Origin of the sequence: Stutzerimonas chloritidismutans (genome assembly GCF_020783375.1) — a bacterium.
Classification (GTDB): domain Bacteria; phylum Pseudomonadota; class Gammaproteobacteria; order Pseudomonadales; family Pseudomonadaceae; genus Stutzerimonas; species Stutzerimonas kunmingensis.
In genome coordinates, this window is the sequence record NZ_CP086067.1 from 3043167 (window position 1) to 3064568 (window position 21402).

At 64.1% G+C, this 21402-nt stretch carries 18 protein-coding genes; 8 read left to right on the plus strand and 10 right to left on the minus strand.

What is annotated here, in order from left to right; all coding sequences use genetic code 11:
• The 10 genes from LLJ08_RS14065 to urtA all read right to left on the minus strand — a co-directional run bounded on the left by LLJ08_RS14065 (position 1) and on the right by urtA (position 10313).
• Positions 1-876, minus strand: a complete 876-nt coding sequence (locus LLJ08_RS14065; RefSeq protein ID WP_014819855.1) for a YihY/virulence factor BrkB family protein — start codon at positions 874-876, stop codon at positions 1-3.
• Between the two features lie 70 nt (positions 877-946).
• On the minus strand, positions 947-1984 hold the full coding sequence (locus LLJ08_RS14070; RefSeq protein WP_228207299.1) for an AAA family ATPase: 1038 nt from the start codon (positions 1982-1984) through the stop codon (positions 947-949).
• 266 nt (positions 1985-2250) lie between these two features.
• Complete coding sequence (locus LLJ08_RS14075; RefSeq protein ID WP_014819853.1) at positions 2251-3291, minus strand: aliphatic amidase; 1041 nt, start codon at positions 3289-3291, stop codon at positions 2251-2253.
• 97 nt (positions 3292-3388) lie between these two features.
• Positions 3389-3736 carry an FmdB family zinc ribbon protein gene (locus LLJ08_RS14080; protein WP_046622437.1) on the minus strand — a complete coding sequence of 116 codons (348 nt, stop codon included), beginning with the start codon at positions 3734-3736 and terminating at the stop codon, positions 3389-3391.
• A gap of 78 nt (positions 3737-3814) precedes the next feature.
• Positions 3815-5044, minus strand: coding sequence for a formamidase (gene fmdA / locus LLJ08_RS14085; RefSeq protein ID WP_228207300.1), 1230 nt, complete (start codon positions 5042-5044; stop codon positions 3815-3817).
• Between the two features lie 293 nt (positions 5045-5337).
• Positions 5338-6027 (minus strand): urea ABC transporter ATP-binding subunit UrtE, encoded by a 690-nt coding sequence (gene urtE, locus LLJ08_RS14090; protein WP_023443812.1) that lies wholly within the window; start codon positions 6025-6027, stop codon positions 5338-5340.
• 143 nt (positions 6028-6170) lie between these two features.
• Positions 6171-6923, minus strand: coding sequence for an urea ABC transporter ATP-binding protein UrtD (urtD, locus tag LLJ08_RS14095; protein ID WP_228207301.1), 753 nt, complete (start codon positions 6921-6923; stop codon positions 6171-6173).
• On the minus strand, positions 6920-8116 hold the full coding sequence (gene urtC, locus LLJ08_RS14100) for an urea ABC transporter permease subunit UrtC (protein WP_228207302.1): 1197 nt from the start codon (positions 8114-8116) through the stop codon (positions 6920-6922). The genes urtD and urtC overlap by 4 nt, the downstream gene beginning before the upstream one ends.
• 46 nt (positions 8117-8162) lie before the next feature.
• The gene (gene urtB, locus LLJ08_RS14105; protein ID WP_228207303.1) at positions 8163-9080 is read right to left on the minus strand and encodes an urea ABC transporter permease subunit UrtB; all 918 of its coding nucleotides are present in this window, start codon (positions 9078-9080) and stop codon (positions 8163-8165) included.
• Positions 9081-9143: 63 nt separating this feature from the next.
• Complete coding sequence (gene urtA, locus LLJ08_RS14110; protein WP_312723655.1) at positions 9144-10313, minus strand: urea ABC transporter substrate-binding protein; 1170 nt, start codon at positions 10311-10313, stop codon at positions 9144-9146.
• A 415-nt stretch (positions 10314-10728) separates the two neighbouring features.
• Here urtA and LLJ08_RS14115 point away from each other — a divergent pair, with 415 nt between their 5' ends.
• The 8 genes from LLJ08_RS14115 (at position 10729) to LLJ08_RS14150 (ending at position 21384) form a co-directional block, all read left to right on the plus strand.
• Positions 10729-14133, plus strand: a complete 3405-nt coding sequence (locus LLJ08_RS14115; protein ID WP_228207304.1) for an ATP-binding protein — start codon at positions 10729-10731, stop codon at positions 14131-14133.
• Positions 14120-14779: a response regulator gene (locus tag LLJ08_RS14120; protein ID WP_041013522.1), complete on the plus strand. Its 660-nt coding sequence runs from the start codon at positions 14120-14122 to the stop codon at positions 14777-14779. The genes LLJ08_RS14115 and LLJ08_RS14120 overlap by 14 nt, the downstream gene beginning before the upstream one ends.
• Positions 14780-14914: 135 nt before the next feature.
• On the plus strand, positions 14915-15148 hold the full coding sequence (locus LLJ08_RS14125; protein ID WP_044315359.1) for a hypothetical protein: 234 nt from the start codon (positions 14915-14917) through the stop codon (positions 15146-15148).
• A gap of 400 nt (positions 15149-15548) precedes the next feature.
• Entirely contained in the window at positions 15549-17087 is a 1539-nt protein-coding gene (locus LLJ08_RS14130; protein ID WP_228207305.1) for an MBOAT family O-acyltransferase, read from the plus strand.
• A 21-nt stretch (positions 17088-17108) separates the two neighbouring features.
• Positions 17109-19010 carry an HAD-IIIC family phosphatase gene (locus LLJ08_RS14135; protein WP_228207306.1) on the plus strand — a complete coding sequence of 634 codons (1902 nt, stop codon included), beginning with the start codon at positions 17109-17111 and terminating at the stop codon, positions 19008-19010.
• Complete coding sequence (locus tag LLJ08_RS14140) at positions 19007-19255, plus strand: acyl carrier protein (protein WP_008567163.1); 249 nt, start codon at positions 19007-19009, stop codon at positions 19253-19255. Before LLJ08_RS14135 ends, LLJ08_RS14140 begins: the two co-directional genes overlap by 4 nt.
• A gap of 3 nt (positions 19256-19258) precedes the next feature.
• Entirely contained in the window at positions 19259-20323 is a 1065-nt protein-coding gene (locus LLJ08_RS14145; protein WP_228207307.1) for a hypothetical protein, read from the plus strand.
• Between the two features lie 77 nt (positions 20324-20400).
• Complete coding sequence (locus LLJ08_RS14150; RefSeq protein ID WP_101274235.1) at positions 20401-21384, plus strand: lipid A deacylase LpxR family protein; 984 nt, start codon at positions 20401-20403, stop codon at positions 21382-21384.
• The last annotated feature ends 18 nt before the right edge of the window (positions 21385-21402 follow it).

Below are 21402 nucleotides of genomic sequence, written 5' to 3' on the forward strand. Positions count from 1 at the left end.
TCAGGCGTCCGGCACCTTCTCGCCCGGGTCCTTGCCTTCGACCGAAGCGTGTTCGATCACTGCATTGAGTTCGGCACCGAACAGCAGCACTGCCGAGGAGATGTACAGATAAAGCAGCAAGACGATGATGGCGCCGATGCTGCCGTAGGTCGCGTTGTAGTCGGCGAAGTTCTGCACATAGATGCCGAACGCGATCGAGGCCAGAATCCACACCAGCACGGCTAGCACCGAGCCCGGCGTGATGAAGCGAAACTCCTGCTTCACATCCGGCGCCACGTAGTACAGCAGCGCCACCACCAGCATCAGCATGAGCACAATCACCGGCCAGCGCAGCCAGGTCCAGAGCAGCACGACGACGTCCTTCAGGCCGACCTGCGAAGCCAGCCACTCCATCACCTGCGGCCCGACGATCATCAGCCCGGCCGACAACAGCAGCAGCACGGCGATGCCCACGGTATAGGCCAACGAAAGCAGGATCAGCTTCCAGCTCGGTCGCCCCTCCTCCACGTCGTAGGCGCGGTTCATCGCATTCATCAACGAGCGAAAACCGACCGAAGCCGTCCATAGCGCCACGACGATACCGAACGACAGCAGCCCCGCCTTCTGTTCCTGCAACTGGTCAATGACCGGATTGATCTGCTCCATCGCCATCGGCGGCAAGGCCAGCTCGGCCTGCATGCGCAACCAGTCGAAGAAATTCTGCAGATCGAGAAAGCCGAGCAAGGCGATAAGAAACAGCAGGAACGGAAACATCGAGAACAGGCCGCGGTATGCCAGCGCCGAGGCATAGGTCGACATGTCGTCGTTGCCGAATTCCTTGAACGTACGCTTGAGCAAGGTCACGGCCCCGATACCGCGGGTGTCCAGCATGGCCATCGATGTTTCCCCAATCAGTGAAATGTGCGGTCTAGAAAATGGGACGACCGCTCTGCTGGAGAGTTCGCTGCTAGTCGCTCGCGAGCGGCTCCACACGGATCGCACCGTCTTGCAGCACCGCTCGCCATACCCGCTCGGCGGGATCGCGCAACAGGGCTTCCGCCAACGCTGGCTCCAGGCGCGTGCGCAGCCGCCGGCTGAGGTCGCGCGCACCGAAGCGCGAGTCGTGCGCGCGGCAGATGGCGTGTTTGACGGCCTCATCGACCTGCAACCGTACGCCCTGTCGGGCCAGGCGCTGTGCCAGCTTGCCCAGTTCGACATCGAGCACTGCCTTCAGCCGATCGCCCTGGATGCTCTCGAACTGCAGCGTGCGGTCGATGCGATTGAGAAACTCCGGATCGAAATGCCGATGCAGCGCCTGCCCGAAGCTACGGCTTCGCAACGCGGCACGGCCCATGCGTGGTATCGGCCAGCGCTCCCACCGCGCAGCCTGCCGTGCGCCGATGTTGCTGGTCATGAACACCAGCGCGTTGCGGAAATCCAGGGTCCGGTTGCCGGCAGCCAAGGTCAGTCGTCCGCTATCCAGCACATTGAGCAAGCTGCGCACGACTTCCCGACTGGCCTTCTCCAGCTCGTCGAACAGCACGATACCGGGCCGGCTGAAGCTTCCGGCGATGGCCTCGGCGTCGAACAGGGTCGTGCCTTCCTTGCTGCCCACGTAGCCGGGCGGGGCTCCGGTGAGCGCGGCGGCGTAGTGCTCCTGGGCCAGGGTATTCATGTCGATGCGGCAGAAGGCGTCCGGCTTGCCATGAATGGCCTGGGCCAGCAGACGGACGATCTCGGTCTTGCCAACCCCGGTCGGGCCGAGGAAGAGATTGACCGTCAGCGGACGTTCGGGATCGCCGATTCCGGCCTTGACCACGCGAAGCATCGCCTCGATTTCGCCCAGCACCGCATCCTGACCAACGATACGACTGCGCAGCAGCGCCATGACGGCCTCGACGTCGAACAGGAAGCGCGACACCGGCTTCGGCGCGTGGTCCTCCCGGTCGCTGGCTTGCGCGAGCTGGGTACGGTTGTGCTCGATCAGTTCATTCACGAATGGCATGAGCGCCCCGGTGCGAAGTATTGAACGTGCGGCCCCTCAACCATTGGAGCGAAGGGGCGCGGGGAATGGGTGCGATCAACGCTGCGCGTCCGCCACTACCTGCTCTCCGAAAGGCAAAACCTAGATCGCAACGAGGCGGGTAATCGCCCAAAGTCGACACCGGCCTGCCACCCTCACCTCTCCAAGGAGAGGTGAGGGCTGAGGGCGCATGGCCCCGATGGCAAGCAACCCTCTGGAACAGTTGCCCCAATGCGGCGGGCAACCCTTCAACCCAGCGTTCGCTCCCGCCCCGCGTGCGGCAGCTCGTACACCGGGCAATCGGCGACCCCGACAGTGGCGCGGGTCATGGCCTCGACGTTTTCCTGCGCCTTCTGCGCATCCAGCACCCAGGTGCGGTAGAACTCGAACGGACAGTCAGCCACGCCCTTGTCACCATCACCGGAGTTGTAGACGCCGGTGTAGCCGCGGTGCAGCAGCTTGAACAGGTGGTTCTGCGACTGGTCGTTGGCACGGGCGTCGCGGATCTGCGAGATGGACAGCTGGGCGTACTGGATACCCATTTCCTCCTCGCCGCACTCGCCCAGGGTGCGACCGTCGAAGCCGATGATCGCCGAGTGACCGAAGTAGCTGTAGACGCCGTCGAAGCCTGCGGCGTTGGCCACCGCTACATAGCAGTTGTTGGCCCAGGCCATGGTCTTGGACATCAGCACCTGCTGCTCCTTGGCCGGGTACATGTAGCCCTGGCAGCGCACGATCAGCTCGGCGCCCTTCATCGCACAGTCGCGCCAGATCTCGGGATAGTTGCCGTCGTCGCAGATGATCAGGCTGATCTTCATGCCCTTGGGGCCGTCGCTGACGTAGGTGCGGTCCCCCGGATACCAGCCCTCGATCGGGCACCAGGGGATGCACTTGCGGTACTTCTGCACGATCTCGCCCTGATCGTCGATCAGCACCAGCGTGTTGTAAGGCGCCTTGCCCGGGTCTTCGTTGCGCTCGCCGGTGAGCGAGAAGACGCCCCAGGTCCGGGCCTCGCGACAGGCAGCCGAGAAGATCGCCGTCTCTTCGCCGGGAATGGTGGTGGCGGTTTCCATCATCTCGCCGGGGTCATACATGATCCCCATGGTGCTGTACTCGGGGAACACCACCAGGTCCATGCCCGGCAGGCCGAGCTTCATGCCCTTGATCATCTCGGCGATCTTGCGCGCGTTGTCGAGCACCTCGGCGCGGGTATGCAGGCGCGGCATCTTGTAGTTGACGACGGCTACGCCGACGGTATCGGGACTGCTGGAAATATCACCGTGACGCATGGGCGCCTCCTCTTGGTTGTCGAGTCAGTGCGATCGTGGGAGTGGCATCTGCCGCATTGCTCAGCCACTGCGGCCAAGGCCCTCCACGGGGTTCACCTCAGTGGCTGATCATCCACGGCCGGTTCGACGGGCTGGCCTTGAGCGCATGGGGATTCGCCTTGGTCGGCACCACCGGCTTGCTCGGGCCGCAGCAGCTGCAGCCGGCCGGGTGGCGCTTGCTGGCGGCATACTCGGCGACTGTCTTGGGCGCGTGGCTGGCGCGCTCATTGGTCTCATGCGCCGCGCGGGTGCTGCCGGCCATGGTTGCCAGGCCGGGGGCGGTGCGAATCACCCGCGGGCTGGGCGTGCCGCAAGCCGGACAGTCGCAGGGGTCGCTGCGCACACTCATCGGGCGCAGGGCAGTGAAGTCACCGCAGGCGTCGCAGTCGTATTCATAGATCGGCATCGCATCATCCTCCGTGTCCCTCCATCCGGGCGGGCCAGGCCGCCGTCCAGAGCACCTGCCCCGCCCGGATGAACGAACTCATTTGTCGTAGGCGATCGGCAGGTCGATGCTGCCGTCGAGGAACCGGGTCGGCCCGGACGCGTTCGGGTGGATGTCGAATTCGAAGATCTCGGTCGGCAGCCAAAGCGTTGCGCAGGCATTGGGGATGTCCACCACACCGCTGATATGGCCCTGCACTGGCGCCGAACCGAGCAGCGAGTAACCCTGCGCCGGCGAGTAGCCAAACTTGGTCAGGTAGTTGATGGCGTTCAGACAGGCCTGCTTGTAGGCGATGTTGACGTCCAGATAGTACTGCTTGCCGCTCTCGTCCACCGAGATGCCTTCGAAGATCAGGTAATCCTTATAGGCCGGCACGATGGGGCTGGGCTTGAAGATCGGGTTCTTGATGCCGTACTTGGCCATGCCGCCCTTGATCAGCTCGACCTTCATGTGCACCCAGCCGGCCATCTCGATGGCGCCGCAGAAGGTGATCTCGCCGTCACCCTGGCTGAAGTGCAGGTCGCCGACCGAGAGCCCGGCGCCATCGACATAGACCGGGAAGAAGATCTTCGAGCCGCGCGAAAGGTCCTTGATATCGCAGTTGCCGCCATGCTCGCGGGGCGGCACGGTACGCGCGCCCTGGGCCGCGGCCTTGTCACGCGCCTCGCCGGTGAGCTTGCCCATGTGCGCGGTCGCAGCGAATGTCGGATTGGCCAGCGGCGGGACGCGGTTGGGATTGGTGTCGATCAGGCCCTGCTCGCGCTCGTTCCAGGTCGCCAGCATCTTGTGGTCCGGCAGGCAGCCGATCAGGCCGGGATGGATCTGCCCGGCGAAACGCACGCCCGGGATGTGCCTGGAGCTGGTGAACAGGCCCTGGAAATCCCAGATGGATTTCTGCGCATGGGGGAAGTGGTCGGTCAGGAAGCCGCCGCCGTTCTGCTGTGAGAAGAAGCCATTGAAGCCCCACAGCGAGTCCTGCTTGGCGCCAATGTCGAGCAGGTCCACCACCAGCAGGTCGCCCGGCTCGGCGCCCTCGACCCCGACCGGGCCGGACAGGTAGTGCACGGTGGTCAGGTCGACGTCGCGCACGTCGGATGCATCGTCGTCGTTCTTGATCGCGCCAGCGGTCCAGTCGTAGGTCTCGAGAATGAAGTCGTCACCCGGCTTGACCCAGCAGGCCATCGGAATGTCCGGATGCCAGCGGTTGTGGATCTGCTCGTTCTCGGTGGCAGGCTGATTCAAGTCGACCTTGATCAGGGTATCGGTCATGACGAAGCTCCTTTGCGTTGGAAGGACATCAGCGTTGCGCTGAACACGGAGCTAGTCTTTTCCGTCGCCGTTTTTTCCGAAATACGTTGGATGACGTATGCCCGGAGCCAGCAAATGCGCGGCTTGCAGCTCTGTTGGGCAGGCAGGAGAAGGCCGGCGTGCAGGGAATGCACACCAGCCTGAGGATCAGGAAAAAGAGAAGAATTGCGTCGCCCCATCGCTCCGCGAAAGGCCCTTGGCGCGCGAACCAGCCTGCACGGTTCGCGCCCTAGGGCGCCCCACGGAATAAGCGCTTACACCGACAGGTAACGACTGATGGTCGCCTCGTCGGCATTGGCTGCGCTTTCCTCAAGCACGAAGCGGCCCTTCTCGATGACCAGGAAGCGGTCGGCGATTTCCATGGTGAATGACAGCACCTGCTCGGAAACCACGATGGTCAGATCGCGAAGCGAGCGGATCTCCTTCAGCGTGCGCGCGATGTCCTTGATGATCGACGGCTGGATGCCCTCGGTCGGCTCATCCAGCAGCAGCACCTTGGGATTGGTCGCCAGTGCCCGGGCGATCGCCAGCTGCTGTTGCTGGCCGCCGGACAGGTTGCCGCCCTTGCGCTTGCGCATGTCGTGCAGCACCGGGAACAGCGCGTAGAGATCATCCGGCACCTTGCCGCCGGCGGCTGCCGGCAGGCCGGTCTGGATGTTCTCCAGCACCGTCATGCTGGGAAAGATCATCCGCCCCTGAGGCACGTAGGCCACACCGCTGGCGACCCGCTGATGGGTCTCCAGTCCGGCAACTTCCTGCCCGTCCACCTGCACGCTGCCTGCGGTCTGCGGGACGATGCCCATCAGCGTCTTGAACAGTGTGGTCTTGCCCATGCCGTTGCGGCCCATGACCGCGACGATTTCCTGCTTTTCGACCTTGAGATTGAGGTCATGAAGGATCTGGCTCTGGCCGTAGCCCGAAGCGAGGCTGCTGATCTGGAACATGCTGAACTCCTGTTTGTACCTGTCGGGTGCGACACGCGTGGACATGCCTGCGGCGATGTCCACCCTACGGTGCGCGGGCCAGCCGTCGGCGTAGCGTCGATAACCGCAAAGGGTTATCCACGCGGGCCAGGGCCCGCACCGCCTCAATGCCCCAGATAAACCTCGATGACCTTGGGATTGCTCTGCACCGCTTCCATGCTGCCCTCGGCCAGCACCTTGCCCTGATGCAGCACGGTGACCTTGTGGGCGATGCTCTTGACGAACTCCATGTCGTGCTCGATCACCAGCACCGAGCGGCCCTGGCTGATGCGCTTGAGCAGCACGGCGGTCTGTGCCCGCTCACTGACGCTCATGCCAGCCACCGGCTCGTCGAGCATCAGCAACTCCGGGTCCTGCATCAGCAGCATGCCGATCTCCAGCCACTGTTTCTGGCCGTGGGAGAGCAGCCCTGCCTCACCGTACAACTGTCCGGTCAGGCCGATTTCCGCCGCGATCTCCTCCACCCGCGCGACGACCTCGGCACTGCGCTTGAAGAACAGCGCACCGAACACCTTGCGCCCGGCCGGATAGGACATCTCCAGGTTCTCGAACACGCTGAGGTTTTCGTAGATCGACGGGTTCTGGAACTTGCGCCCGACCCCGGCGCGAACGATGTCGAACTCCTTCATCTTGGTCAGCTCGCGCCCGTCGAACTGGATCGAGCCGCCGGTGGCGCGGGTCTTCCCGCAGATCAGGTCGAGCACCGTGGTCTTGCCGGCGCCGTTGGGGCCGATCACCACGCGCACCTCGTTGCGGTCCAGATAGAGGTTCAGGTCGTCGACCGCCTTGAACCCGTCGAAGGAAACGGTCAGGCCCTCGATGGCCAGCACCGGTTTGGGCATCTGAAATCCACTCATGGCGTGCTCTCCAGTTGCTTGGCGGGAACCGCATCGATCGTTGCACCGCCCACCCCCGCCTGCTTCGCCGGCGGCTTGGGCTTCACCGATGGCTGGCGCCGATCCGGCAGCCGCAGACGCGCCAGCCAGGGACGGGCATGGCTTTGCCAGAGGCCTGCCAGACCGTTGGGGAAATACATGACCACCGCGATGAACAGCCCACCCATGAAGTACAGCCAGAGTTCGGGGAAGCTCTCGGAGAACACCGTCTTGCCGTAGTTGACCAGCAGCGCGCCGTACACCGCGCCGAGCAGCGACATGCGCCCGCCCACGGCGGCGAAGATGACCATCTCGATCGACGGCACGATGCCGACGAAGCTCGGCGACATGAAGCCCACCTGCAGGGTGAACATCGCCCCGCCGATGGCCGAGAAGCTTGCCGCCACGCAGAACACGAAGATCTTGAAGCTGGCCACGTCGTAACCGGAGAAGCGCACCCGCTCCTCCTTGTCACGCATGGCCATCAGCAGGCGCCCGAGCTTCGAGGCGAGGATGAAGCGCCCGATCAGGATGCAGCCGATGAGCAGCGCCGCGTTGACGAAGTAGAGGATGGTCTTCGCCTCGTCAGTGCGAATGTCCCAGCCGAGCAGCGTCTTCAGGTCGGTGATGCCGTTCACCCCGCCGGTCAGGCCCTGCTGGCCGATGATCAGAATGGTCAGGATCGCCGCGATGGCCTGGGTGACGATGGAGAAGTACACGTCACCCACCCGGCGCTTGAACATCGCCACACCGATGATCAGTGCAAGAATCGCCGGCACCGCGACCACGGCAAGCAGGGTGAAGCCGAAGCTCTGGAAGGGCTGCCAGAACAACGGCAGCTCGGTGATCTGGTTCCAGTCCATGAAGTCCGGAATACCGGGCGTGGACTGGATCCTGGTGCTTTCCGGGTCGGATGCCTCGAGCTTGAGAAACATTGCCATGCAGTAGCCGCCGAGGCCGAAGAAGATCCCCTGCCCCAGGCTGAGAATGCCGCCGTAGCCCCAGCAGAGCACCAGGCCCACGGCAACGAAGGCGTAGGTCAGGTACTTGCCCACCATATTCAGGCGGAAGCTGTCGAGCAGCAGCGGAAACACCAGCAGGAGCAGCGCCGCGAGAATCAGCAGACCGATGCCGCCCTGCTTTCCGCCGAAGAATTTATCGAGTGTCGAGTTCATGCCTTGGCCCTCACGTCGTTCGCCATCGCCACCAAAAAACTGTTCATCATTTGCGCACCTTGGCCGTGAACAGCCCCTGCGGACGCAGCATGAGGATCAGGATCACTGCCGAAAGGGTCAGCACCTTGGCCATCGAGCCGCTGATGAAGAACTCGGCCATCGATTGCGTCTGAGCGATGGAGAACGCCGAAGCAATGGTGCCGAACAGACTGGCCGCGCCGCCGAAGACCACCACCAGGAAGGTGTCGACGATGTATAGCGAACCCGAGGTCGGGCCTGTCGAACCGATGGTGGTGAAGGCCGCGCCGGCGACCCCTGCCACGCCGCAGCCCAGGGCGAAGGTCATGCGGTCGACCTTCTTGGTGTTGATCCCCACCGAACGCGCCATCACCCGGTTCTGCACCGTGGCGCGCACTTGCAGGCCCCAGCGCGAGCGGTACATGAGGACGAAGATCATCGTGGTGAGCAGCAGTGTCAGCGCCATCACGAACAGCCCGTTGAGCGGGATGTCGATGGTGTCGGTGGGCATCCAGGACCCCATCAGCCAGTCCGGCAGCGTGGCGCTGACCTCGCGCGCACCGAAGATCGAACGGAACGCCTGCTGCATCACCAGTGACAGGCCCCAGGTCGCCAGCAACGTGTCCAGCGGGCGATGGTAAAGCTTGCTGATCAACGCCCATTCGGCGAGCCAGCCCAGCGCACCGGCAATCACGAATGACAGCACGATGGCGACGAAGAAGTAGTAGGGCTGCAGCTCAGGCAGGTACTTGAGCGTCAGCACCGAAACCAGATAGGTGGTGTAGGCACCCACGGTGAGGAACTCGCCATGGGCCATGTTTATCACGCCCATCTGACCAAAGATGATCGCCAGACCCAGAGCCATCAGCAGCAGCACGCAGAACACCGACAAGCCGTTGAAACCCTGCATGGCCGCGATGGCACCAAACTCCGATAGCCATTCCATGATGATGTCTCCTGATGGCAAAAGAGAGCGCCGCGGGCCTGCCGGCACGCGGCGCAGAGAGGGTTACTGGTAGCCTTTCGGGAAGGGGTTCGGCTCGATCAGGTCGGACTCGAAGACCACCTGGAACTGGCCGTCGGCCTGCACCTGGCCGATGCGCGTCTTGCTCCACAGGTGCTGGTTCTCATGCACCTTCACGTAGCCTTCCGGCGCGGTGTTCAGCTCCAGCCCGGCTGAGGCGGCGACCACCTTGTCGACGTCGAAGCTGCCGGCCTTCTCGACCGCGGCCTTCCACAGCCAGGGGCCGAGATAGGCGGCTTGGGTGACGTCACCGATCACCGCGTCGCTGCCGTACTTGGCCTTGAACGCCTTGACGAATTCGACGTTGTTGGGGTTATCGAGGCTCTGGAAGTACTTCATCGAGGCGTAGAAGCCGGCCATGTTCTCGCCGCCGATGCCGAGCAGTTCGTCCTCGGTGACCGAGAGGGTCAGCAGGGTCTGCTTGTCCGCGGTGATGCCGGCGGCCTTGAGCTGCTTGTAGAAGGCGACGTTGGAACCACCGACCACGGCGGCGAAGATCACGTCAGGCTTCTTCAGCTTGATCTTGTTGGTCAGCGAGCCGAACTGCGTGTTGCCCAGCGGGTAGTACTCCTCGCCCACCACCTTGCCGCCGAGCACGTTCTCGATGTGCTTGCGGGCGATCTTCATCGAGGTGCGCGGCCAGATGTAGTCGGAGCCGAGCAGGTAGAAGGTCTTGGCGCCCTTCTCCTTGGCGACCCAGTCGAGGCCGGCGAGGATCTGCTGGGTGGCCTCCTGGCCGGTGTAGACGACGTTCTTCGACTGCTCCAGGCCTTCATAGAAGGTCGGGTAGTAGAGCAGCCCGTTCTCCCGCTCGAAGATCGGCAGCACCGCCTTGCGCGAGGCCGAGGTCCAGCAGCCGAACACCGCGGCGACCTTGTCACGCTCCAGCAGCTTCTTGGCCTTTTCGGCGAAGGTCGGCCAGTCGGACGCGCCGTCTTCCTGCACCACCTTGATCTGCCGGCCAAGGATGCCGCCTGCCGCGTTGATCTGCTCGATGGCCAGTCGCTCGGCCTGGATCGAGCCGGTCTCGGAGATGGCCATGGTGCCCGTCGCCGAATGCAGCTGCCCGACCACCACTTCCGTATCGGTGACCGCCAAGCCGGTGGTGTTGACCTCGGCGCTGGCGCTCGAGGCGAAGATGCTCATTGCCAGCATCGAGAGTGCCGCAGCCCCCTGCGCAAGCCGGCGGGGAAGGCGGCGTGACGAACCCGTCAGTTTTGAATCCATGATGATTGCTCCTGTCTCGGTGGGCCGTGCTTGGCTTGCCGCAACACTGCTGCTGCGGGCCGGCATCGGGTCGGGAGCAAGAATGGGCTCGGCTGTCTGGCCGGGGTATACGCAGGATGACGTAAGCGGGTACGTCATCTGACGTATCCGTAGCAGGTGCACTGCTGGTGCATCCTTGCGCCGGTATGGAGCACGCCAGCAGCCGGCAACCCTCGCTCCTGCCGATCACGGCAGCGCTGCGCCGGATGCGTACCGGTGCTTCGCCGCGGTTCATCAGCAGTGCCGAACGGGGGCACGGAAGTTGCTCAAACCAGGGAAACGACAATCAGCCGGGGCCGCCAGCGTGCAGATCACAGGCACACAGCGCATCGTCAAGATCCGCCGCGACTACAACAGCTGGGTCGCCGACGAGACGCTGGAAGACTATGCCCTGCGTTTCACCCCCAAGTCGTTTCGCAAGTGGTCGGAATTTCGTATCGCCAACACCGCGCTCGGTGCGGTGTCGTTCCTGGCCCTGGAAGCCATCGGCGGCACGCTGGCCCTTTCCTACGGTTTCACCAATACGCTCTGGGCGATCCTCGCGGTGGCGCTGGTGATCTTCCTCACCGGGTTGCCGATCAGTTACTACGCGGCGCGCTACGGCGTGGACATGGACCTGCTGACCCGTGGCGCCGGCTTCGGCTACATCGGCTCGACCATCACCTCGCTGATCTACGCCAGCTTCACCTTCCTGTTCTTCGCCCTCGAAGCGGCGATCATGGCGCTGGCGCTGGAGCTGTATTTCGGCATACCGCTGGCGCTCGCCTATGTGGTCTGCTCGATCATCATCGTGCCGCTGGTGACCTACGGCATCACCCTGATCAACCGCCTGCAGCTCTGGACGCAACCGGTCTGGCTGATCCTGCTGTTGCTGCCCTACATTTTCGTCATCGCCAAGAACCCCGAGGCGCTGAGCGATCTGACCAGTTTCGCCGGCCGCGAAGGCGACGGTGGCTCGTTCAACCTGCTGTCCTTCGGCGCCGCCTGCACGGTGGCGCTGGCACTGATCACACAGATCGGCGAGCAGGTCGACTACCTGCGATTCCTGCCCGAGAAGACCCGGCAGAACCGCGTTCGCTGGTGGCTGGCGATGCTTGCCGCCGGCCCCGGCTGGATCATCCCCGGCGCACTGAAGATGCTCGCCGGCGCCTTTCTCGCCTTTCTCGCGTTGCAGCACGAAATCCCGGTGGACAAGGCGGCCGAGCCGACACAGATGTACCTGGTGGCCTTCAGCTACGTGTTCGCCTCGCCGGAATGGGCGCTGGGCGCCATGGTGCTGTTCGTCATCGTCTCGCAGGTGAAGATCAACGTGACGAACGCCTATGCCGGCTCCCTGGCCTGGTCGAACTTCTTCGCGCGCGTCACCCACAGCCATCCGGGGCGGGTGGTCTGGCTGGTATTCAACGTGTCGATCGCGCTGATGTTGATGGAACTGGGCGTGTTCGAAGCCATCGAGCAGGTGCTCGGGCTGTACGCCAACGTGGCCATCGCCTGGATCGGCGCGCTGGTCGCGGACCTGGTGATCAACAAGCCGCTGGGCCTGTCGCCGCGGCAGATCGAATTCAAGCGCGCACACCTCTACGACATCAACCCAGTGGGTGTCGGCGCCATGCTGATCGCCTCACTGCTGGCGATTCTCGCCCACAGCGGCGTGCTCGGTTCGTTGCCTCAGGCAGCCTCACCGATGATCGCGCTGGGCACCGCACTGATCTGCGCACCATTGATCGCATGGCTTACCGGCGGGCGCTTCTATATAGCCCGCGAACGCCAGCCAGAGCTGCTCTACCCCTATACCGAGCGCGGCAAAGTCGCCTGCGTGCTGTGCAGCAACGCCTTCGAAGAGCCGGACACCGCCTTCTGCCCCGCCTACGGTGCGCCGATCTGCTCGCTGTGCTGCTCGCTCGATGCCCGCTGTGGCGACCTGTGCAAGCCGCACGCGCGGCTCTCGGCGCAGTGGGACAACTTCCTCCGCTGGGCCTTCCCGCAGGTGTCCATCCCGCGCCTGCACACCCGCCTGGCGCACTACCTCGGTGTGCTCGGCCTGATCATCGGCCTGCTTTCGCTGGCGCTCTGGCTGATCTACAGCCAGGTTTCGCCGAGCGTCGTGGCCAGCCCGCAGGAGGCGGGAGAAACCCTTTATCAGGCGTTTCTCAAGGCATTCCTGGTGCTCTCGCTGTTCGCCGGGATTCTCGCCTGGTGGGTCGTGCTGACCCGCGAAAGCCGCCACGTCGCCCAGCAGGAATCGGATCGCCAGACCCACCTGCTGATGCAGGAAATCGAAGCCCACCGCAAGACCGACGAACAGCTGCAGAAGGCCAAGGAGGCGTCCGAGGCGGCCAATGCCGCCAAGAGCCGCTATGTGACCGGCCTTTCCCACGAGCTACGCACCCCGCTGAACAGCATCCTCGGCTATGCGCAGATCCTGTTGCGCGATGGCGAGCTGCCTACGCGACACAAGGAAGCGCTGGGCACCATCCATCGCAGCGGCGCTCATCTGCTCTCGCTGATCGACGGGCTGCTCGACGTGGCCAGGATCGAGGCCGGAAAGCTCAATCTGGAGCCCTCCGAGATCGCCTTTCCCGAATTCCTCCTGCAACTACGCCAGATGATCGCGCCACAGGCCGAGGAAAAGGGCCTGCGTTTCCACTTCGAAACCCAGGGCCGCATCCCGGCCGTTGTGCGCGGCGACGAGAAGCGCGTGCGGCAGATTCTCATCAACCTGCTCGGCAACGCGGTGCGCTACACCGACGCAGGCAGCATCACCCTGCGCGCCAGCTACCTGCGCGAAACCGCGACCTTCGAGATCGCCGACACCGGTATCGGCATCGCCCCCGAACAGGTGGAGCGTCTGTTCCAGCCGTTCGAGCGCGGTAATCCGTTGCGTCAGGACAGCGGTCTGGGCCTCGGCCTGACCATCACCCGCATGCTCACCGCGTTGATGGGCGGCGAGCTGTCGATGAAGAGCGAGCAAGGTCGCGGCAGCGTTTTTCAGCTGCGCCTGTTCCTCTCCGAAGTGCGCGTGCCGCAGGCGGTGGTCCATGTCGAACACGACATCATCGGCTACCACGGCCCGCGCCGCCGCGTGCTGGTGGTCGACGACCACATCGAACACCGCAAGGTGCTGGCCGGCATGCTCGAACCACTGGGCTTCGAGATACTCATGGCCAGCAATGGCCAGGAAGCGCTCAGCCAGGTTTCGCTGCACAACCCCGACCTGATCCTGATGGACCTTTCCATGCCGCAGCTCGACGGCTGGCAGACCGCCAGGCTGATTCGCCGCTCGGTGGGTTCGAAGGCGCCGATCATCGTCATTTCCGCCAATGCCTTCGTCGACGGCGCGAGTGTCGCCGCCGATTGCAGTGACTACCTGCCCAAGCCGGTGCATGCCCCGGTGCTGCTGGACAAGATTCGCCAGCAGCTGGCGCTGGACTGGCTCAGACGCGATGCGGCGGCCACCACTTCGACCGCCGCGGGCCTGCCGCTCAATGCCCTGCATGCGCTGCAGCAACAGGCCTCGCTCGGGTATGTGCGCGGCGTGCTCGAACTGCTCGACCAGCTCGAGCGCGACCTGCCGGCCGCCGCCGCGCAACTCCAGGAACTGCGCCAGCTGGCCAGGCGCTTCCAGCTGAACGAACTGGGCCAGCGCCTGGACCAGGCCATGAACAACGAGATTCAGACGCCCATGGAGAACACCCATGCACCCAGCTGATCATCCGCAGAACCAGGGCATCGTGATGATCGTCGATGACGTGCCCGACAACCTCGCCCTGCTCTCCGGCGCACTCGACCAGGCCGGCTACATGGTGCTGGTGGCGCTGGACGGCCTCAGCGCGCTGGAGCGAATGCAGCGGCTGAAGCCGGACATCGTGCTGCTCGACGCCATGATGCCCGGGCTAAACGGTTTCGATACCTGCCGCCGAATCAAGGCGCAGGCCGAGCTGGAAGACGTACCGGTGCTGTTCATGACTGCCCTGACCGAAAGCGAGCATGTGCTCGCCGGCTTCGAGGCCGGCGGCATCGACTACGTGACCAAGCCAATCCACCCGGAACAGGTGTTGGCCCGCGTCGCCGCACATCTGCGCACCGCGCGCACGCTGCAGAGCGCTCGCCAGGCCCAGGCTCCGGCCGATGAGAAGCAGATCCAGGCCACCCTGACCGAGCGCTTCCAGCTGACCGGGCGCGAGGTCGAGGTGCTGCACTGGGTCTCCTGCGGCAAGACCAACCGCGATATCGGCGACATCCTCGGGCTCAGCCCGCGCACGGTGAACAAGCATCTGGAGCACGTCTACGTGAAGCTCGGTGTGGAGACCCGGACCGCAGCCGCGGCCATCGCCATGTCCGCCGGCGCTCGCTGACCGCACGACAAGCGCAGCCATCGCACTGGGAACGTTTTCAATGTGCGTCCTGTCACATAAAGGCAGATTGGCATCAGCCCATTCCGGGTTGATTCGCTCGACGAGCGTGGGCCATTACCCGCAGAGGACGACAGGATGTTTTCCAGCTATCTCTATGAAGCCGCACTCATCTATGGCCTGGTCTTCACTTCGGTGGGGTTCGTGCTGGGCATGTTCTACAACAACCGCAAGGTCTTCCAACTGGAAGACAAGGTGCAGCGGCTAAAGCGCACCGTGCGGCACCTGCAGCGCAGGGTCGAACCGCCTGCCGCCGCTTCGAGAAGCGTTCAGCGCGCGCGCAGCAGCGCAGGGTTGAGCAGCGTCCGCTGAGCGGACCGGCAGCTTTACACGGTCGCCCGAACACGCCAGTAACTCGTTCGCGCTCAAATGTTCCGGGCCTTGAAAAATGCCGGGAACTTTCCCGACCGACGGAAATGGGCTGCAGGCCACGCCCGCCGCGGGCTTTTTGACCTGCGACAATAAAGCGCTCGGCGGTGCAACAAACACTGAAACTTTTTTTTACACCTTCACGTCCGAGCCATAGGAGCTCAGGGGAAGCCGGCCAAGGTGGCCGAAACCCGAGCGAGCACCCACTGATGGACCGAGGATGTCGCAAAGCCGACCAGGATGGATTGTCGGTGGCGTGGCGCTAGGACTTTATGGATGACTCGCCCCGCCTTGCCGGCGGCCTGGGCAGCGATGCACGTACGCTGAGCAGGGATAGGGAAAGATGCTTTTCAATTCAGTGGAATTCATCGCCGGCTTTCTACCGGTGGTGTTGATTGGATTCTTCGTGCTGACTGGATCGGGCCGACAGCGGCTCGCGGTGATCTGGCTGACCGTCGTCTCGTTGGTGTTCTACGGCTGGTGGAACCCGGTCTACGTACCGCTGCTGTTCGGCAGCATGCTGGTCAACTATCTGCTCGGTGGCTACCTGCGCCGGCACCCCTCACGTCTGGTGCTCGGGCTGGCGGTCGCGGCCAACGTGCTGCTGCTGGTCTACTACAAGTACACCGGTTTCCTGCTAGGCACGCTGGATGCGGCGCTGGATCTCGGTTGGCGGGTGGAAGACATCATCCTGCCGCTGGCGATCTCCTTCTTCACCTTCCAGCAGATCGCCTATCTGGTCGATGCCCATGATGGCGTGGTGGAAGAGCACGATTTCGCCAACTACTGCCTGTTCATCAGCTTCTTTCCGCAACTGATCGCCGGGCCGATCACCCACCACGGCGAGATGCTTGCGCAGTTCAACGACCGCGACAGCTTCCGCGCGCGCATCGACAACCTGTCGCTGGGCGCCACGGTGTTTCTGCTCGGCCTGTTCAAGAAGGTGGTGATCGCCGACACCCTCGCGCTAAAGGCCACGCCGGTCTTCAGCCTGGCTGCCGACGGCACCATCCCGGCGTTCTACGACGCCTGGACCGGCGCGCTGACCTACACGCTGCAGATCTACTTCGACTTTTCCGGCTACAGCGACATGGCCATCGGCCTGGCGCTGCTATTCGGCATCAGCCTGCCGGCCAACTTCAACAGCCCGTTCAAGGCGCGCAACGTCATCGACTACTGGTCGCGCTGGCACATGACGCTGACGCGTTTTCTCACCGCCTACATCTACAACCCCATCGTGCTGCGCGTGACCCGCGCGCGCATGGCGGCCGGCAAGCCGCAGCCGCGGCGGGGCAAGATGACCGCCGGCACCTTCTTTGCGCTGGTCGCCTACCCAACCGTGTTCACCATGTTCATTTCCGGCATCTGGCATGGCGCCGGCTGGCACTTCGTTGCCTTCGGCCTGCTGCACGGCTTCTATCTGGTGGTCGCCCACGGCTGGCGTGCCTGGAAGGCACGTCAGGGCTGGAAGCTGGACAGCGACATCTGGTGGCACAAGGCGGCGGCCGTCGCGCTGACCTTTGGCTGCGTGGTGGTGGCGATGGTGTTCTTTCGCGCCAGCGACGTGCCGACCGCCATGGCGATCTTCGTCGGCATGCTCGGCCTGAGCCCGACCAGCACGGCGATGGATCGCTCCGACTTCGTCTATATCGCCGCGTTGCTGGTGTTTGTCTGGGGCATGCCCAACGTGCAGCAGTGGATGGGCCACTTCCGAACCGCGCTCAACTTCCAGGCTCAGCCGCACTGGACCGAACGGCTGCTGCCGGTCAGCGCCTGGCGGCCGACGGCGATCCACGGCATGGCGGTAGGCGTGCTCGGTTTCTTCGCCCTGGCGATCGCCTTTTCCATGGCGCCGACCGAATTCCTCTACTTCCAATTCTGACCACGACAAGGAGTCCCAGGCATGCAACAACTTCACTGGCTGCCGGCGCACCCGGATCTCTCCGCCGCGATCAGCCAAGCCAAACGTATCGATGACCCGTTGCAGCGCCTGCACCAAGCCGCGCGGCTGGCCACCTTTCAACGGGATTTCACCCTGACCGCGCGACTGGACAAGCTAGCCGCCACGGGCGTAGAGCAGTACGCCGCAGCGGCACGACTGACGCCGCTGCGGCTGGCATTGCTGTCCTCGCATACGGTCGATCACCTGCTGCCGGCCATCCGCGTGGCCGGGCTGCAGCGGCGGTTGGCGCTTTCGCTGCACGTTGCGCCCTACGGCATGTACCGCCAGGCACTGCTGGCTGATGACCCGGCGCTGAACGCCTTCGCCCCGCAGCTGGTGCTGCTGGCGCTGGACGCCCATGACGCGCCGCTGCAACTGCCCTTGCAGGCAGGCCAGGCGGAGGTGGATGCCGCCGTGGCGGAGCGCGTCGATGAGCTGCGCCTCCTCTGGCGCCGAGCCCGCGAGCGATATGCCGCGCAGGTTGTGCAGCAAACCCTGGTGCCGGTCGCACCGCCCTTGTTCGGCTCTTACGAAGCACTGGTGCCGGCTTCGCCGCGGGCAGTCATCGAACGGTTGAATGCGGCCATCCGAGCCGCTGCCCGCGAGGATGGCGTGCTGCTGCTCGATCTGGCCTGGCACGCAGCCGCTTATGGCGACGGCCTGGGCGAGCCGGTGCGCTGGCATCAGGCCAAGCAGCTGGTCAGCCCGACCCTGGCACCGCTTTATGGCGAGCAGCTGGCACGGATCGCAGCGGCCACTGCCGGGCTGTCGCGCAAATGCCTGGTACTCGATCTGGACAACACCCTCTGGGGCGGTGTGATCGGTGATGACGGCATCGACGGTATCCAGCTCGGCCAGGGCAGCCCCAGCGGCGAGGCGTTTCTCGCCTTCCAGCGTTATGCCGCGCAACTGGCGCGCCGCGGGGTGATTCTTGCGGTGTGCAGCAAGAACGACCTGCACGTCGCCGAGGCGGCATTCGCACATCCGGAAATGGCGCTCAAGCGCAGCGATATCGCAGCTTTCGTCGCCAACTGGGAAGACAAGGCCGGCAACCTGCGGCGCATCGCGAGCATGCTCAATATCGGTCTGGACAGCCTGGTGTTCGTCGACGACAACCCCGCCGAGCGCGACATCGTGCGCCGCGAGCTGCCGGAAGTTGCCGTACCGGAACTGCCCGACGATGTCGCCGATTACCCCGCGCGCATCGCCGCGGCGGGTTACTTCGAGGCCGTGTCCTTTACCTCCGATGACGCCGAGCGCGGCCGCAGCTATGCGCTGAATGCCGAACGCAAGGCCGCGCTGAACCAGGCCACGGATATGGAAGGCTACCTGCGCGGGCTGCAGATGGTGCTGCGCGTCAGCCACATCGGCGCCACCGAACTGGCCCGCGCCACCCAGCTGATCAACAAGACCAACCAGTTCAATCTCACCACCCGCCGCTATACCGAAGCCGAAGTCGAGCGCATGGCCGACGATCCGCAAACGATCGCGTTGGCCATGCGGCTGGAAGACAAGTTCGGCGACAACGGCCTGATCAGCGTGGTGCTGGCACGACCGGATGCCGCAATCGAGGCTGACGAACTGCTGATCGACAGCTGGCTGATGAGCTGCCGCGTACTGGGGCGTGAAGTCGAGATGGCCGTACTGGAGGTGCTGGCCGATGCGGCAGCAGCTGCCGGCTGGGGAGCACTGGTTGGCGAATACCGCCCCACCGAACGCAACGGCATGGTCGCCGAGCACTATCCGCGGCTGGGCTTCGAGCAGCGCCCCGCCCCTGCCAACGCCGCTACCGATGCAAGTTTCTGGCGCTACGAGCTGGCCTCGCGCGCTTCCATCAACCATCACATCCAGGTGCAAGCATGAACGAAAAGGAAATTCTCCAGGCGCTGACCCAGGTCTTCCACGACGTGTTCGACGATGACGATATCGTCCTCACCTCCGAAACCACCGCCGACGACATCGATGGCTGGGACAGCCAGACCCATGTGCTGCTGATCGTGGCCGCCGAGCAACGCTTCGGCATCAAGTTCCGCACCGCCGAACTGGAATCGCTGAAGAACGTTGGCCACTTCGCGCAACTGATCCAGACCAAACTCGGAGGGCGTTGAGTCATGGCCAGATCCGTCGATACATGCCCGGACGGTGTTGCCGCCCGGGCCGAAGCAGACCAGCGGCGGATACGTGCCGGCTACCTGCTGGGCATGTTCGCCGGGCTGTTCGGGATGCTCGGCGGCTTTGCCGCCCTGCTCGCCTGGCTCAATCACACCGACAACCTGCCGCCACCGGCCTTCTCCAACAGCCTGTGTGTGGACGAAAAGCTGCACTTTCTGCGGCACAACCCCATCGCCGATCCGAACCTGCTGATCGTCGGTTCCTCGGTCGCCTGGCGCCATGTCGATGGTGACGTGCTGATCGAGCAGACGCCCGGCTTGCGTCCGCTCAACGGTGCGTTCTGCGGCCTGCACGCCAATCAGTCGACCTATGTCGCCAACTGGCTGCTGGATCGTGAACCGAGCGTCCGCCAGGTGGTGATGATCGTCGATCCGCTGGACTTCGCCGGCTGCTGGAAAGTGCCGGATGCGGTGTTCGACCGCGAGGATGCCGATCACTACGTTTATCAGCAGGCCTCACGCTGGGGTTACTACATGCGCTACTTCTCGCCGCGTTCGCTGTTGCGCAATGCGCAGACGGTCAAGGCGCAGCGGGCCAACGAGATCGAATGGGACCCGTTGGTGTTCACCCGCCACGGCGACGGGCCGCTGGAGCCGCAGGGTGATCGCGGCCTGTTCTACGACAAACCGGACGCGCTGGATGACAGCTGCTTTGTCGCCCTGGGCGAACTGTCGAAACGCCTGAAGAACGAGCAACGCCAGCTGCTGGTGGTTTCCACGCCCCTGCACCCGCAGTGGAAAGCCAAGGTCGATGCCGATGGCAGCTTTCTCGGCCGCTTCGACGCCAAGCTGAACGCCGCCATCGCCGGGAATGCCGGAGCGCAGTACTGGAACGCCGATCGCGAATGGGTTGCCCCACCGGCCGCCTTCGTCGATGCGATCCACCTGCGCTGGTCAGCCGTGCAGGGCTTTTCCGTGGCGCTGGCCGAGCAACTACAGGAAGCCAGGCAGGAGATGGTCAGCAAGGCGGGACTGGCCAGAAACGGCGCGTACGACGCGCCCTGATCGACAAGCGAACCGCTGGAAGCGGTGATGGTCCGAGAGAGAACATACAAACAAGAACGTAAGCCAGGAGTTGAATCATGCATTCTCGTTCTTTGCCGTGCTTGTGCCTGCTCGCCGCATCCATCACCGCCCCCGCCGTCAGCCATGCGGACATCCTCGCCATCAAGGCGGAGAACGACATCATCGCCTCGGGCAGCGATGGTCACTACACCAACGGCCTGGAAGTCATCTGGGGTTTCGAACCGGACGACCAGAGCTGGACGCGGCGCTTCGCCGATCTGCTGCCCGGCTGGTCGGGAGCGGCAATCGACAACGTCGCCTATCGCTTCGGCCATCAGATCTACACGCCGGAGGAAATAGAAACTCGAGCACTGATCGAAGACGACCGCCCCTACGCCGGTCTGCTGTTCGCCGGCATGTCGATGTTTTCCGACACCCAGTACGACGGCTGGCGCGCCGCGCAAGGGTTGCACCTGGATGTCGGCATCGTTGGCCCGGCCGCGGGCGGCAAGCGTTTGCAGCGTGCCGTGCACAAGGCAACCGACAGCGACGAGCCCAACGGCTGGGACAACCAGCTGGAGAACGAACCCTTCGTCAATCTGGGCTATCAGCATCGCTGGTGGCTGCAGGAGCGCTTCGCCGGGCTGGAGCTGGAATACGGCCCGAGTCTCGGTTTCGCCCTCGGCAACCTATACAGCTATGGCTCGGCCGGGCTGGGTCTGCGCCTGGGTCAGAACCTGCAGCGCAGCTTCAGCATCCCCGCGGTGACGCCGGCGCAAAGCGGCAGCCAGTTCTTCCGCCCCGGCGGCGACTTCGCCTGGTACGGCTTCGCCAATCTCGAAGGCCGCTACATGGCGCACAACATGCTGCTGGACGGCAACACCTTCGAGGACAGCCATTCGGTGGACCGCCGCGAGTGGGTGGGCGACGCCAAGCTCGGTGTGGCGCTGACCTGGAGCCGCTGGCAGCTGGCGTTCGCCAGCGTCTGGCGCACCCGCGAATTCCAGGGCCAGCAGGAACACGACCAGTTCGGTTCGATCACCCTCTCCACCGCGCTCTGACCCACTGACGGCGGGCAT